The sequence below is a fragment of the Yoonia sp. genome (assembly GCF_042093035.1).
GTDB lineage: Bacteria > Pseudomonadota > Alphaproteobacteria > Rhodobacterales > Rhodobacteraceae > Yoonia.
On sequence record NZ_JBELFI010000011.1, the window covers coordinates 13,556 to 29,076 of the forward strand.

General features: G+C 56.3%; 14 protein-coding genes and 1 pseudogene. All 15 read left to right on the forward strand.

From position 1 onward, the window contains the following. Window positions 1-529, forward strand: a 529-nt coding sequence (locus ACFDSS_RS03165) for a DNA-processing protein DprA (RefSeq protein WP_375254311.1), incomplete at its 5' end; no start/stop codon positions are given. Window positions 530-635: 106 nt separating this feature from the next. After that, window positions 636-3,209 (forward strand): type I DNA topoisomerase, encoded by a 2,574-nt coding sequence (topA, locus tag ACFDSS_RS03170; RefSeq protein ID WP_375254312.1) that lies wholly within the window; start codon window positions 636-638, stop codon window positions 3,207-3,209. Window positions 3,210-3,308: 99 nt separating this feature from the next. Continuing rightward, window positions 3,309-4,004, forward strand: coding sequence for a CoA transferase subunit A (locus ACFDSS_RS03175; RefSeq protein WP_375254313.1), 696 nt, complete (start codon window positions 3,309-3,311; stop codon window positions 4,002-4,004). A 1-nt stretch (window position 4,005) separates the two neighbouring features. Then, the gene (locus ACFDSS_RS03180) at window positions 4,006-4,629 is read left to right on the forward strand and encodes a 3-oxoacid CoA-transferase subunit B (RefSeq protein ID WP_375254314.1); all 624 of its coding nucleotides are present in this window, start codon (window positions 4,006-4,008) and stop codon (window positions 4,627-4,629) included. Further along, a complete protein-coding gene (locus ACFDSS_RS03185; RefSeq protein WP_375254315.1) occupies window positions 4,622-4,912 on the forward strand; it encodes a GNAT family N-acetyltransferase in 291 nt (96 codons plus the stop codon). Before ACFDSS_RS03180 ends, ACFDSS_RS03185 begins: the two co-directional genes overlap by 8 nt. Window positions 4,913-4,926: 14 nt before the next feature. Continuing rightward, a pseudogene (locus ACFDSS_RS03190) lies at window positions 4,927-5,526 on the forward strand (CpaE family protein); the annotation flags it as partial. A gap of 11 nt (window positions 5,527-5,537) precedes the next feature. Continuing rightward, the gene (locus ACFDSS_RS03195) at window positions 5,538-6,995 is read left to right on the forward strand and encodes a CpaF family protein (RefSeq protein WP_375254316.1); all 1,458 of its coding nucleotides are present in this window, start codon (window positions 5,538-5,540) and stop codon (window positions 6,993-6,995) included. Between the two features lie 5 nt (window positions 6,996-7,000). Continuing rightward, a complete protein-coding gene (locus ACFDSS_RS03200) occupies window positions 7,001-7,966 on the forward strand; it encodes a type II secretion system F family protein (RefSeq protein ID WP_375254317.1) in 966 nt (321 codons plus the stop codon). Between the two features lie 22 nt (window positions 7,967-7,988). Further along, the gene (locus ACFDSS_RS03205) at window positions 7,989-8,957 is read left to right on the forward strand and encodes a type II secretion system F family protein (protein ID WP_375254335.1); all 969 of its coding nucleotides are present in this window, start codon (window positions 7,989-7,991) and stop codon (window positions 8,955-8,957) included. 6 nt (window positions 8,958-8,963) lie between these two features. Further along, window positions 8,964-9,524, forward strand: coding sequence for a tetratricopeptide repeat protein (locus ACFDSS_RS03210; protein WP_375254318.1), 561 nt, complete (start codon window positions 8,964-8,966; stop codon window positions 9,522-9,524). A 25-nt stretch (window positions 9,525-9,549) separates the two neighbouring features. Continuing rightward, a complete protein-coding gene (locus tag ACFDSS_RS03215; protein WP_375254319.1) occupies window positions 9,550-10,398 on the forward strand; it encodes a tetratricopeptide repeat protein in 849 nt (282 codons plus the stop codon). Between the two features lie 9 nt (window positions 10,399-10,407). Then, entirely contained in the window at window positions 10,408-10,887 is a 480-nt protein-coding gene (locus ACFDSS_RS03220; RefSeq protein ID WP_375254320.1) for a prepilin peptidase, read from the forward strand. Window positions 10,888-11,001: 114 nt separating this feature from the next. Then, complete coding sequence (locus ACFDSS_RS03225) at window positions 11,002-12,312, forward strand: ATPase (protein WP_375254321.1); 1,311 nt, start codon at window positions 11,002-11,004, stop codon at window positions 12,310-12,312. Between the two features lie 34 nt (window positions 12,313-12,346). Further along, window positions 12,347-13,132 (forward strand): NAD(P)-dependent oxidoreductase, encoded by a 786-nt coding sequence (locus tag ACFDSS_RS03230; RefSeq protein WP_375254322.1) that lies wholly within the window; start codon window positions 12,347-12,349, stop codon window positions 13,130-13,132. 42 nt (window positions 13,133-13,174) lie between these two features. Continuing rightward, window positions 13,175-15,521, forward strand: a 2,347-nt coding sequence (locus tag ACFDSS_RS03235) for a ligase-associated DNA damage response DEXH box helicase (protein WP_375254323.1), incomplete at its 3' end; no start/stop codon positions are given.

Below are 15,521 nucleotides of genomic sequence, written 5' to 3' on the forward strand. Positions count from 1 at the left end.
AGGTGTCCGCCTGTCGGAAATGCCGATGGGGATGCAGCCTCATGCCCGTCATTTTCCCACCCGCAACCGCATTATTTCCGGCCTCGCCCAAGCCGTGGTGGTGGTTGAGGCAGCCGCGAAATCCGGCAGCCTGATTACCGCCCGCAATGCGCTGGATCAGGGCCGGGATGTGTTGGCGGTGCCGGGGCATCCGTTTGATGCGAGGGCGTGGGGCGCGAATATGTTGATCCGTGAAGGGGCGATACTGGTACGCGGCGTCGATGATATCTTGGAGGCGATCAAACCGATTTCGGAACCAGAGGTCACGGCTGACGCACCACCCGCGCCAAAACCAGTGAAGGTCGATCCAGATATTGTGGCTTTGCACGCCCAGATCCTGTCGCGGCTCGGTCCGTCGCCTGTTGCAGAAGACCAACTCCTGCGCGACTTGCGCAGCAATGCCGATGCCGTCATGCCGCTACTGGTTGATCTGGAACTTGACGGGAAAATCATGCGCCAGCCCGGCGGTTTGCTGTCCCGCATTGTGTGAAAATCAGCCTCAGATTGCGCAAAGATTTTTCCCTGCATTGACAATCGCTTGACACTCACCACATCTTGCCCGTCTTTAAGAGCCGTAATTTTTGTGAAGGATTCCCATGCCTGTCGTTGTTGTCGAATCCCCCGCTAAGGCGAAGAAAATCAACGGATATTTGGGCAAGAACTACACGGTTTTGGCGTCTTACGGCCACGTCCGTGACCTGCCGCCCAAGGATGGTTCTGTGCTACCTGACGCTGATTTCGACATGAAGTGGGAAATTGCGTCTGACAGCAAAAAGCACATCAAGGCCATCGTGGATGCGCTCAAAAATGACAACGAACTGATCCTTGCAACCGACCCCGACCGCGAGGGTGAAGCGATCTCCTGGCATTTGACCGAAGCGCTGACAGCAAAGAAGGCGATCAAGAAAGACACGCCCGTCAGCCGCGTTGTTTTCAACGCCATCACCAAATCTGCGATCACCGAAGCGATGGCCAACCCGCGCCAAGTCGATGAGCCATTGGTTGAGGCTTATCTGGCACGCCGCGCCCTGGACTACCTTGTGGGTTTCAACCTGTCCCCGGTCCTCTGGCGCAAGCTGCCCGGCGCGAAATCCGCCGGTCGCGTTCAATCGGTCTGCCTGCGCATCATCGTCGAACGCGAGATGGAGATCGAGGCATTCCGCAATCAGGAATACTGGACCGTCAAAGCCCTGCTGCAATCGACCCGTGGGCAAACATTTGAGGCGCGTCTGACGACGCTGGCAGGAAAGAAGCTTGATAAATTCGACCTCAGTAACGCGACACAGGCCGAATTGGCTGTTCAGGCGATCAATTCCCGTGATCTCATCATCAAATCGGTTGAGGCGAAACCCGCAACACGCAACCCCTCCCCACCCTTCATGACCTCAACGCTCCAACAGGAGGCCAGCCGCAAGTTCGGTATGGGCGCGCGGCAAACGATGTCGGTGGCCCAGCGCCTTTATGAGGCTGGTCTCATCACCTATATGCGGACCGACGGAATCGACATGGCGCCAGAGGCCGTGACCGACACCCGCGCCGCGATCAAGGCGAAATTCGGCGGAAGCTACCTGCCGGATCAGCCGCGCATCTATAAGAACAAAGCCAAGAACGCCCAAGAAGCACATGAATGCATCCGCCCGACCGAAATGTCGGTCAGCACCCAAGCCGCCAAAATCGCTGATAGCGATCAGCGCAAGCTCTACGACCTGATCTATAAGCGCACCATGGCCAGCCAAATGGCTGCCGCCCGGCTTGAACGCACCGTCGTCGATCTTGGCAGCGCGGACGAACAGGTTCTGTTGCGCGCCAATGGTCAGGTCATGGTATTTGACGGCTTCATCGCCATCTATGAGGAAGGCAAGGACGACAGCGTCGTTGACGATGATGACAAGCGCCTGCCGCAATTGGCGCAGGGCGAAAGGGCCGACAAGAAATCGGTCGATCCTGAACAGCATTTCACCCAGCCCCCGCCGCGCTACACCGAAGCCACCTTGGTCAAGCGGATGGAAGAGCTCGGTATCGGCCGCCCATCGACATATGCGTCCATCGTGACAACAATTCAGGATCGCGGGTATGTTGAAAAAGAAAAGAACCGCCTGATCCCGCAGGACAAAGGGCGTCTCGTGACGGCCTTCCTGACCAATTATTTCCGCAAATACATCGGATATGACTTTACGGCGGACTTGGAGAACCAGCTAGACGAGGTCAGCGCTGGCGATGCCGACTACAAAAAGGTGTTGAGCCAGTTCTGGCGTGATTTCTCTGCCGCTATCGCAGAAACGGCCGATCTGCGGATCACGGAAGTGTTGGAAAAAATCAACGAGGTCTTGGAACCGCATCTTTTCCCACCCACCGAAGACGGCAGCGACCCGCGGCTTTGCCCAAATTGCGGGGCCGGTCGCTTGTCCATGCGCACCGCCCGTTCAGGTGGCGCTTTCATCGGCTGCTCCAACTATCCCGAATGCCGCTACACCCGTCCATTCGGCCCACCAAATCCAGAAGCTGAAGCCTCCGCCATTCCGCCGGAAGGCAAGTTGCTGGGGACAGATGACGGCGATGAGATCCGCATCTTCAAAGGCCGCTTTGGCCCTTACGCCCAGCGCGGCGAGGTGACCGAAGAGAATAAGAAACCCAAACGCCAAGGTATTCCAGACGGATGGGAACCCGAAGAGGTGACGCTTGACCAAGCGCTCCTGCTTTTGTCTCTGCCACGTGAGCTGGGCGCCCATCCAGAGGATGGTGTGGCGGTCTGGGCAAACATCGGGCGCTACGGCCCATACCTGAAACATGCCGAAAGCACGTCACATCGTGGCGGCACCAATGCCAATCTTGAAAGCATTGATGAAGTCTGGACCGTGGGCATGAACCGCGCCGTGCAGCTTTTGGCCGAAAAAGTTGCCGCGCGCGGGCAGCGTGGCAAAGCCGCCGTGCCAATCCGAGAATTGGGCGAACATCCCCAGGCAGGCGGGCCGTTGAATATCTTTGACGGCAAATACGGGCCTTATGTGAAATGGGAAAAGATCAACGCAACGATCCCTGACACAATTGAGCCTGCCGACCTGACAATGGCTCAAGCTGTCGATCTGATTGATGAGCGCGCCGCGAAGGCTGGCAAGAAAAAGCCTGCCCGCAAAAAAGCGGCACCAAAGAAGAAGACGGCAGCCAAATAGAATCCGGCGGCGAAAAAGGGATGGCGCTGCAGCGCGGCATTTTGTTGACTCTCCTCTGACCTAGCGGCACTACTTGCGCCAAACAGCCGGAGAACACCGATGAAAAAGATATACTCTGACGCAACCGCGGCCCTTGATGGGCTGTTGCATGATAACATGCTGATCGCGGCTGGCGGATTTGGCCTTTGTGGCATTCCTGAACTGCTGATCGACGCGGTTGTCGAAAGCGGCGTCAGGGATCTGACCATTGCCTCAAACAACTGCGGCGTTGACGGGTTTGGCTTGGGGAAATTGCTCGACACCCATCAGATCAAGAAAATGATGTCCTCTTATGTGGGCGAAAATGATGAATTCATGCGCCAGTATCTGTCAGGCGAGCTTGAAATCGAATTCAACCCACAAGGCACTTTGGCCGAACGGATGCGCGCAGGTGGTTGCGGCATCCCCGGGTTCTACACAAAGACCGGCGTGGGCACGGTGATCGCCGACGGCAAGGAACACAAAGACTTCAACGGTGAGACCTACATCATGGAAGAAGGGATTTTCGCAGATCTGGCGATCGTAAAGGCCTGGAAGGCCGATGAGACCGGCAATCTGGTATTCCGCAAGACCGCCCGCAACTTCAATCCACCTGCGGCCATGTGCGGCAAGGTGTGTGTTGTCGAAGTCGAAGAAATCGTCCCGACAGGATCACTCGACCCTGACAGCATTCATTTGCCCGGTATTTATGTGCACCGCCTGATCCAAGGCGCACACGAAAAACGGATCGAACAACGCACAGTGAGGAGCGCATAACATGTGGGATCGCAATCAAATGGCCGCGCGCGCCGCACAGGAACTGCAAGACGGCTGGTATGTGAACCTCGGCATAGGCATTCCGACACTGGTGTCCAACCACATCCCCGATGGGATTGAGGTCACGCTGCAATCGGAAAACGGTATGCTCGGCATGGGGCCCTTCCCGATCGCTGGTCAGGAAGATGCAGACCTTATCAATGCAGGTAAGCAGACCATTACCGAACTCCCCCAAACCGCATACTTCGATAGCGCCCAGTCATTCGGCATGATCCGTGGCGGCAAGATCGCGATGGCGATCCTTGGGGCAATGGAAGTGGCGGAAAACGGCGACCTCGCAAACTGGATGATCCCCGGCAAACTTATCAAAGGCATGGGCGGCGCGATGGATCTTGTGGCTGGCGTGGGACGCGTGGTGGTTGTGATGGACCACACAAACAAGCACGGCGTCAGCAAAGTGCTGAAAGAATGCACGCTGCCGTTGACCGGCAAGGGCGTTGTTGACCGCATTATTACAAACCTCGGCGTACTCGATGTGGTTGAAGGCGGACTCAGGATCGTCGAAACCGCAGATGGCGTCACCCAAGAAGAGCTTCGCGCGGCTACAGAGGCCAAGATTGTCTGACCGCGAAGTCCTTCATCAAATTGAGGGCAACAAAGGTCGCTACTATATACAACACGCCTCGGGCGAGAGCGACCTGACCTATTCGGTCATGTCATCCAAGCTGGTCATTGCGGATCACACAGCGGTGGCAGATGGGCTTGAAAGACAAGGGATCGGCCTGCTGCTGTTGCGGGCATTCATCGCCCAAGCCCGTCGCGAAGGGTTCAAGATTGTACCGCTTTGCCCATTCGTGAATGCACAGCGGCGCAAGCATCCTGAATGGGCGGATGTTTTTTCCGTCTAGCTTTTGTTGACGTTGCGGTTTTGGAAATGCTGACGGATACGCAATCGCTTGATTCTGAATCCTTCATGCAGGCCATGCTGCTTCATGGTGAAAAGCTTCACGTCCTGACCTCTCCGATGGACATGATCCCTCTGGACATGATTACGCCAGAAGATATCACCCGGATCCTGTCGCTCGCGACGGCACACTTCGATTACGTGATCGTTGATATGCCGACCACAATGGTCGAATGGTCACAAGTGCTGCTCGAAAAATCCCATGTCTATATCGCGATGATTGAGCTCGATATGCGGTCGGCGCAAAATACACTCCGCCTGAAACGCGCATTGCAAACCGAAGACCTGCCGTTTGAAAAGATCCGTTTCGCGTTAAACCGCGCGCCGGGCTTTGCCGACATGAGCGGCAAGAGCCGCGTAAAGCGCCTTTCAGAGAGCCTGGGCATTGCTATTGACCTGCTCATGCCGGATGGCGGAAAGCCGGTCATGCAAAGTGCGGACCATGGCTCTCCCATGGCCGTTTCTGCGCCGAAAAACCCACTACGCAAGGAAATCGTCAAACTTGCGAAATCAATCCATAATACCGTCGTCAACGCCGAGGCTGAGGCCAAAGGGTAAGAGGCATACAGATGTTTTCAAAGTATAAGAAGCCCACCATTTCAAAAGACACCGCAACGGCCGTGAAACCAGCCGGGGCCGCTGCGGGCAACAACGCCGCCGTCGCAGTCCCCGAAGAGCCGCGCCAGCAGGTTATGAAAGCCATGCCAGCCCGTCGTCCCGCCGATGCGGGACCGATGGACAAGGAAAAGCGCCGCAAGGAACGGTTGGGCGAAATCAAGCTCGAATTGCACAAAGCCTTGCTGGACAACCTTAATTTGGCCGCACTTGATACGGCGTCAGAACAAGATTTACGCAATGAAATCAATGCGATTGCAAATGAGTCGCTTGAGGAAATGGGCATCGTCCTCAACCGAGAGGAACGGCAAACCCTCAGCCAGGACCTTTTCTTTGAAGTCACCGGCCTTGGCCCGCTTGAAACACTTCTGAAAGACGATACCGTCAACGATATTCTCGTCAACGGACCGCAGCAAATCTTTGTGGAACGCGACGGTAATCTTGAGCTGACAGACATCACATTCAAAGACGAAAAGCACCTGCTGCGGATCATCGACAAGATCGTTTCTGCGGTTGGACGTCGTGTGGACGAAAGCAACCCCTATGTTGACGCCCGCCTTGCGGACGGTTCGCGTTTCAACGCGATGGTGCCGCCAATTGCGGTTGATGGTTCGCTGGTGTCCATTCGTAAGTTTAAGAAAGACAAATTGGGCATCGAAGAGCTGGTCAGGTTTGGCGCCTTCACAGAAGAAATGGCGGCCTATTTGCAAGCCGCAGTCTCCACGCGACTGAATGTCATCGTGTCTGGCGGTACTGGCTCTGGTAAAACGACGACGCTGAATGCGCTTTCGGGCTTTATCGACGACGCTGAACGGATCCTCACGATCGAGGACACGGCCGAACTTCAGTTGCAACAGACCCATGTTGGCCGGATGGAAAGCCGCCCGCCCAACGTTGAAGGGCGCGGTGGTGTCTCTCAGCGCGATTGTCTGAAAAACGCGCTGCGTATGCGCCCCGACCGCATTATCGTCGGTGAGACGCGCGGCGAAGAAGTCATCGACATGTTGCAGGCTATGAACACGGGCCACGACGGGTCCATGACCACAATTCACGCCAACAGCGCGCGCGATGGTATCTCACGACTTGAGAACATGATCGCGATGGCTGGTATCGAAATGCCAATCAAAGCAATGCGAAGCCAGATTTCTTCGGCTGTGAACCTGATCGTGCAGGCATCGCGTCTGCAAGACGGCTCGCGCCGCATGACTTCCATCACAGAGATCACCGGCATGGAAGGCGACGTGATTTCGATGCAGGAAATTTTCCGGTATCAGCGCGTCGGCCTGACACCTGACAACAAGATCATCGGTCACTTCACGGCCACAGGCGTGCGCAGCCACTTCTCGGAGCGGTTCAAGCTTTGGGGCTATGATCTGCCGCCTGCGATCTTCGAACCAATGGTTGCGGAGTAAATGCTATGATTTCTGCTGAACCACTTATCTACATCCTGATTTTTGTCGCCGTGATTGCGATGGTGCAGGGTGTCTACCTTGTGATTTTCGGCAAATCCATCAGCATGGACGGAAAGGTGAACCGCCGTCTGGAAATGCTCGACAAAGGTGGCAACCGTGAACAGGTGTTGGAACAGCTCCGCAAGGAGATGACCCAGCACATGCGCTCGCAGAGCATTCCGGTCTATTCCTTGCTGGCTGACAAAGCCCAGAAAGCGAATATAGCCTTCACGCCGATCCAGCTCATCCTCCTGATGGTTGGGGTGACGGGCGTTTCATTCGTGTTGTTGACCTATCTGACAGGCGTCGCGGTCGCGATCCGTGGCTTTGTCGCGGTGGTGATGGGTGTTGGTGGCGTCTATGTCTGGGTAAGCCGCACCGCCAACAAGCGCATGTCGATGCTAGGTGAACAGTTGCCCGAAGCCGTTGAACTGATGGTGCGATCCTTGCGTGTTGGTCACCCGTTTTCGTCGGCTGTGTCCATTGTCGCAAGCGAAGTCCCTGACCCCCTCGGCACAGAGATGGGCATGGTTTCAGACGAAGCGGCCTATGGCCGTGACATGGGCGAGACGTTGAAAACAATGGCTGAACGTCTTGATAATCAGGACTTGCGGTTCCTGGCCGTTGCCGTGACCATTCAGCAAACCTCAGGTGGTAACCTTGCAGAAATTCTCGACGGTCTGGCCAAAGTGATCCGTGCCCGCTTCCGCCTGTTCCGGCGTGTTGCGGCAATCACAGCCGAGGCAAAGTGGTCCGGCAATTTGCTGTCCGGCTTCCCGATCCTCGCGCTGATCGGTATTAACCTGGTCAAGCCAGACTACTACGACGAAGTCATGCTGAGCCCGTATTTCATTCCCGCCGCTCTGATCGTCGGCGCATTTTTAGTGCTGAACATCATCGTGATGCGCGCGCTGGTCGACATCAAAGTATAAGGAGCCCGCAATGGAACAAGCTATGGAAATGCTGGAGAACGTCCAAACGCTGATAACCGACTACCTCGGTCCTTTTGGCCCGCTGATGGTTGTCGGCCTTTTGGGGGTGTTCCTCATCCTTGCGACGCTGCCAATCCTTCTTAAGAAAGAGGTCGACCCGCTTGACCGGCTCAAGGCAAGCGCAGCCCCGGCAAAGACCGAAAAAGGTGAGAAACTGCGCGCGGGGTCCGGCAAGGACAAGCTGGAAAAATACTCCAACTTCTTGGAACCCAAGAACGCAGATGAATATTCAGCAGTGAAGCTCAAGCTTTTGCAGGCCGGCTATCGTAGCCAGAACTCTGTTCGTATTTATCATTTCTTGCAGTTTGCACTTGGTATCATCGGTCTGGTCGCGGGTGGTATCTACGCCATTATTCAAAGCGCGCAATCCACACCGACGACACAGGACCTTGTGATGTGGATCATGATTCCAGGCGGTATTGGCTATGTATTGCCCAAATATTGGGTTTCGCGGCGCCAGCAAACCCGGCAAAAGGAAATCACCAACGGCTTCCCCGACAGTCTTGATATGATGCTGGTGTGCGTCGAAGCAGGCCAGTCTCTCGACCAGTCGATCTTGCGCGTGTCGCGTGAGTTGCGCAGCGGTTTTCCAGATCTAGCTGAAGAATATGAAATCGTCAGCCAGGAAGTGAAAGCCGGTAAAGACAAGAACGCGGTCCTGAAAGACATGTCCGAGCGTTGCGGCGTGGCGGATATTACCAGCTTTACCACCGTGCTGATCCAGTCGGCGCAATTCGGTACATCCATTGCAGACGCCCTGCGCGTTTACGCCTCTGAGATGCGCGACAAGCGCGTCATGCGCGCAGAGGAACAGGCAAACAAGCTGCCAACGAAAATGACGCTGGCGACAATGATGCTGACAGTGCCGCCACTGATGGCGATGCTGATCGGGCCCTCTATCTATGCGATTGTGCAAAACCTCGGGAGCTAATACGTGATGGCTTTCCGGCCGATTATCCTTGGCCTTTGCTTTGCCTTTTTGGCCGCCTGCAGCACAGGCGGCCTTAATGATTCACCGGATGGTGTTTTTGCACCCGGCATCGCGGGTCAGGGCGATATCGATCACCTGTTGGTCGGTCACCGTCTGATGGACGCGGGCGAATATGAGCTTGCGCTCAAGTCCTACAATCGCGCGTTAATCCGCGATGGCGTCAATGTTGACACACTCTCTGCCTTGGGGACCGCAAACCTGAGGCTTCGGCGTCTGGGGCAGGCAGAGCGTTGGCTGCGTCGCGCGGTCGAAGAAGACCCCAGCTTTCCACCTGCTTGGAACAACCTTGGTGTCGTCCTAATGGACCGCGGTCAGGTTGCCGAAGCAAGTCGCGTGTTTCAGCGTGCTTTTGCCGCCGATAACGGAAATTCAGACGAAATCCGCGACAATTTGCGCTTAGCACTCGCAAAATTGGAAAATCCGGGCGATACTGGCGCAGAAGAAAATCAGAACTTTAATCTGATCCGGCGCGGCATGGGTGATTTCTTGCTCGCATCGGCCCCATAGGCAAAAGCAGAAAAAGGACGCAAAAATGCGCCGATCTATAGTCATAGCGGTCACGGCAACCCTATTCGGTTTGGCCGCTTGTGCGCCAACTGGCGAAGAACAGGTTCAAGAGGCACTCGAAGATTTGAACGTCATTGACCAGAGCAATCTGAACGAAGTGATGCTGACGGTCGCGGATCCACAGCAGGCCGTCACCCATTTCACAACCGCCAACGCCAGTTTTCCGGGGCGCATTGACCTGCAACGCGGTCTCGCAATATCACTGATCCGGGCCAAACGGCCCGATGACGCCATCGCAGCCTGGCAGACCGTGGTCGCCAATGACGAAGCGATCAACAGTGACAGCGTCGGCCTGGCGGATGCCTATGTCCGCGCCAATCAGTGGGACAATGCAGCAGCGACCCTGAACACAATTCCGCCAACCTACGAAACCTTTGAACGCTACCGGCTTGAGGCAATGGTGGCTGACAGTCTCCAGCAGTGGCGCAAGGCAGACAGCTTCTATGGCACCGCTGTTGAGCTGACTACACGTCCGGCAACCGTTTATAATAATTGGGGTTTCTCCAAATTGACCCGCGGCGATTATCCGGCTGCTGAGCGTTTGTTCATTGACGCACTCCGCTTTGATCCAACAATGTTCACCGCGAAAAACAATCTTGTTCTGGCCCGCGGCGCACAGCGCAATTACACCCTGCCCGCCGTGACAATGACACAGATTGAGCGTGCGCAACTCCTGCACACGATGGCTTTGGCCGCGATCAAGCAAAACGATGTCTCGATCGGGGAATCGATGTTGCGGGACGCGATAGACACACATCCGCAATTCTTCGAACCAGCGGTGCGGGCACTCGAAGCGCTGGAAAACGACGCCTAAGGCGCGGTGATGACAGCCCAAACCGCCTTGTGGTTGTTGCCTGCGGTCGTGCCGGTCGCGTTCTATATTGCATGGAACGATATGCGGTCGATGAAGATCACCAATGGCTCCGTGCTGGTGCTGCTGGGCGTCTTTGCGGTTGTCGGACCCTTCGCCTTTGGGCTGGAACAATATTTGTGGCAGTGGCTGCACGTCCCCGTTATGCTTGCGATCGGTATGGTGCTTTGGGCGTTGCGGACCATGGGCGGTGGCGACGCGAAAATGATCGCAGCGATGGCACCATTCTTTGCCGTAAGCGATTATCTGCTGATCGTCAGCCTTTTTGCGACCTGCCTGATTGTGGCAATGATCGTGCATAGTCTGTTCCGCTTCACACGGCTGAAAAACATCGTCCCGGAATGGAAAAGCTGGACCGCCGGGCGCGATTTCCCTAAAGGTCTGCCGCTAAGTATGACGCTGCTGTTTTATTTGGCAATTTCAGCTTTCTAGCCCTTTGGTGCGAGTTTGCCTTGGGCAATCCACGATTTTGCCATAAACTTACGAAAAGAATGATGTGTCGCCGCAATTCTGGCGACTGTTTTTGAGATGCTGAGCGAGGCCAACATGAACATGCAATCACAAGGCGTATTGGCTCCACCTGCCCCCCGTGGGCTTCAGGGGATGCTGCTGCCAATGGCAATGATGCGCGATATCCTCATCAAAACGATGTTTCGGATGAACCTGACGCTCGCGAGCGACATCAGCCGCGCAGTTTGTTTGCCGGTTCCGGTCACGCAAGAACTGATTGATTTGGCCCGTGGCCAGTTGTTGCTTGAAGCGACCGGTACACTGAACGCCAACAGCGGCAATGAGATGGGCTATCAGTTGACCGACGCAGGCCGTGCCCGTTCATTGGATGCCCTTGGCCAGTCTGAATACTACGGTGCGATGCCGGTGCCGCTGTCTATCTACCGTGAACAGATTGAGCGTCAGTCGATCCGCAACATCCAGATTACACGCGAGCAACTGCAGACCGCGATGGGCCATCTGGTCTTGCCGGATGAACTTCTCTCGAACCTTGGCCCTGCGGTCAGTGCTGGCCGTTCGATCTTGATGTATGGCCCACCCGGTAACGGTAAGTCGTCCATCTCAAATGGTATTCGCGATGCGCTGGGTGACAAGATTTATGTGCCCCGCGCAATTGAATATTCCGGTCAGGTTATTACCGTCTACGATCCGATTGTGCACAGCGCCGCTGAAGACGACGTGGATGACCCCAACAGTCTGCGCCGGACGTCCGGTCGCTTTGATACCCGCTATGTGCGTTGTGAACGTCCAACAGTGATTACCGGTGGTGAATTGTCCCTGTCGATGCTCGATCTTGTCTACAACCCTGTCGCGCGGACCTATCAGGCACCATTGCAGCTCAAATCAACCGGCGGCATCTTTATCGTGGACGACCTTGGTCGTCAGGCAGAGCCGCCACAGACACTTGTGAACCGCTGGATTGTTCCACTGGAAGAGAACAAGGATATTCTGGCCCTCCAGTCAGGTGAGAAATTCGAGGTGCCATTCGATACATTGGTCATCTTCTCAACCAACTTCCACCCGAATGCGATCTTCGACAAAGCGGCTTTGCGCCGGATCTTCTTCAAAATCAAGATTGATGGCCCGGAACAAGAGGACTACCTCAAGATTTTCGCCATGGTGGCACGCAAGCGCAAGATGCCGCTTGATGAAGACACGCTCGTGCATTTGCTGAACGTGCGTTACCCCGAAATCGACAACGTCTACGCAAATTACCAACCGATCTTCTTGATCGACCAGATGATTGCCATTTGCGAATTTGAAGGGATCCCCTATCAGATGTCACCAGAGCTGGTAGATCGCGCATGGGCCAACATGTTCGTCAAAGAAGAAGAGATCGTCCGATAAGACGGCAGTTGAAAACGTCTCGCAAGGTGCGGCCATGTCCGAAGTGATCGGAATAGCCGGCTGCGGGCGCATGGGGTTTGGCCTGCTCGGCAATCTGCGCAAAGCCGGTTTTGACGCCAGAGGTTTCGACATTCGCCCAATTGAAGGCGTCGAAACGGACGTCGTACAATTTGCGCGTGACCTCACCACCGTCTTCTCCGTTGTCCGCGACAGCCGCGAAACAGACGATCTGCTGTTTGACAAACAAGCGTTGATTAATCACGCACCGGCGCTGAAGCGGATCGTCATTAGCTCCACGCTTTCGCCCCGTTATGTCAAAGCGCTGCGAACCCGTGTGCCCGCACATATCGCGCTGATTGATGCCGCAATGTCGGGGGCGCAAATTAAGGCAAATGCGGGGACGCTAACCTTTATGACGGGCGGGCCGGCCATCGAAATCATGCCAATGTTGCAGGCGATGGGCGATACGATACATGACGTGGGCGCTTTTGGCGCGGGCATGACGGCGAAGGTGCTCAATAATCTCCTCGCGGCTTCTCATACTGCGATGACGCGGCTTGTGCTTGATTGGGCAGACGCCGAAGGTATGAATGAAGGCCGCCTTCTTGCCTTGATCGCTACCGCATCTGGACAAAACTGGCTAGCATCGGGGTTTGATGACATCGAATTTGCAAGGGACGGGTATGCCACAGACAATAGCATCGGTATCCTGGCAAAGGACGTCGCAGCGGCCTTGGACATCGCGCCCGATGACGGCATTGACCTGCCCGTTGCAGTGCGAAACGCCATTCTCGCACTTGAACCGCGCGCCAAACCCTGAAGTCCGCCCTGGCGCGCGCGCCAGCCTGCACAAGTCCCACAAATGAGCACCCTGCCCGCCCCCTTTGCGAAGTGGCTCCAGACCCGCGGCTGGGATTTACATCCGCACCAACAGGCGATGTTGGACATGGCGGATGTCCCGTCTGTGATGCTGATTGCCCCAACAGGCGGCGGCAAAACCCTTGCGGGCTTTCTACCCTCTCTCGTCGCCCTCGCGGATGGCGAAGATCGCGGTCTGCACACGCTTTATGTATCACCGCTCAAGGCGCTTGCGGCTGACATCAAGCGCAACCTGCGCACACCTGTTGATGAAATCGGCCTGCCCATTCGCATCGAAGACCGCACGGGCGACACCTCCTACACCCAAAAGCGCCGCCAACGGGCTGACCCGCCCCATATCCTTCTGACAACACCGGAATCGCTGGCGCTCCTGCTCAGCTACGAGGACGCGCCGCGGATATTCAAAGGCTTGCAGCGCGTCATCGTCGATGAGATCCACGCATTATCGGAAAGCAAACGGGGCGACCAATTGATGCTGGCGCTCAGCCGTCTGCAAACACTCGCCCCTGACATGCGGCGGGTCGGGCTATCCGCCACGGTCGAAGACCCGGAGGCCACCGCCAACCTGCTTGCCCGCCACCCTGACCCCTGCAGCATTATCAACGCAGACCCCGGGCCTGACCCTGACATCGCAATGTTGACAGCTGACAACCCGCCCCCGTGGACTGGCGGCGGGGCAAAATACGCCATTCCCGCCGTGCTGGAGGAGGTCAGAAAACACAACACGACGCTGATCTTCCACAATACCCGCGCGCAGGCCGAAATCTTCTTTCACCACCTCTGGCTGGCGAATACGGATGATCTGCCAATCGGCATTCACCACGGCAGTCTGGCCCGCCCACAACGTGAGAAAGTCGAAGCGGCGATGGTTGCAGGGCAGTTGCGGGCAATAGTCTGTACGGGGTCTCTGGATCTGGGCATTGATTGGGGCGACGTTGATCTGGTCATTCAGGTCGGCGCGCCCAAGAACGTCAAACGGCTGGTCCAACGGATCGGACGGGCCAATCATCGCTACAACGCGCCCTCAAAAGCGTTACTGGTACCGGCTAATCGCTTCGAAGTCGTGGAATGCGTGGCCGCGTTGGAAGCCGTTGAAGCCCGTGATCTGGACGGAGAGCCCAAAGGTGCGGGCCCGCGCGATGTCTTGTGCCAGCACATCCTGATCGTCGCCTGCGCAGGGCCATTCGACGAAAACGCACTCTTTGCGGAGGTCAAGACCGTCGGTGCTTTCCGCGATCTTTCACGCGCAGCCTTCGATGATTGCTTGGATTTCTGTGCAACGGGTGGTTACGCCTTGCGCGCCTATGACAAGTGGAAACGTCTGCTGCAAGGACCGGACGGGTTTTGGCAGCTCCGCGATCCGCGCGCCGCCCGGCGGATCAGGATGAACATCGGCACAATTCAAGATAGCGATACGCTGAAAGTGCGCCTGAAAGGCAATTTCAAACCTCTGGGCGAGGTTGAAGAAGCCTTTGCCGCGACGCTGACCACAGGTGACACATTCTTGATCGGCGGGCAGGTCGTGCGTTATGAGAGCCTCAAGGAAATGACAGTCGAGGTCACACGCCGCGCTGACAAAACCCCCAAGATCGCGACCTACATGGGCACGAAATTTTCCAATTCAACGCAATTGTCGCAGCGAATGCTGCGCATGTTCACGCAAGCCCAATGGCCCGGCCTGCCCGCCCACACAGCGCACTGGCTGGGCCTGCAACGGGTGTACTCCAAGCTGCCGGAAGCGGGTCGGATCCTCGTTGAAAGCTTCCCCCACGAGGGGCGGCACTATCTTTGCGCCTATGGGTTTGCGGGGCGTAACGCAATGCAGACTTTGGGTATGTTGCTGACCCAGCGGATGGAAGAGATTCAACTTCATCCATTGGGCTTTGTTGCGACCGATTACGCCACGCTGATTTGGGGCTTGGACCCCGTCGAAGACCCTGCCCCGCTGTTTGACACCAGCACAATCCACGCTGATTTTGAGACATGGCTTTCCGGCAATGCGGTGATGAAGAAAACTTTTCGGGGGGCCGCGACGATTGCTGGCTTGATTGAACGGAACTTGCCGCAAGCACGCAAATCGGGACGGCAAGCCACATTTTCATCTGATATCCTCTACGATACACTTGCCAAATACGACCCGGATCACCTGATGATGCGGATCACGCGCGAAGAAGCCTTGCGCGGACTGGTAGACTTTGGCCGGATTGAGGAGATGTTGGCCAGAACGGCAGGAAATATCGACCATCTTGTGCTGGATCGCGTCTCACCGTTGGCTTTGCCAATGATGCTGGAACGGGGGCGCGTTGCCGTTGCGGGCGCAGGGCAAGAGC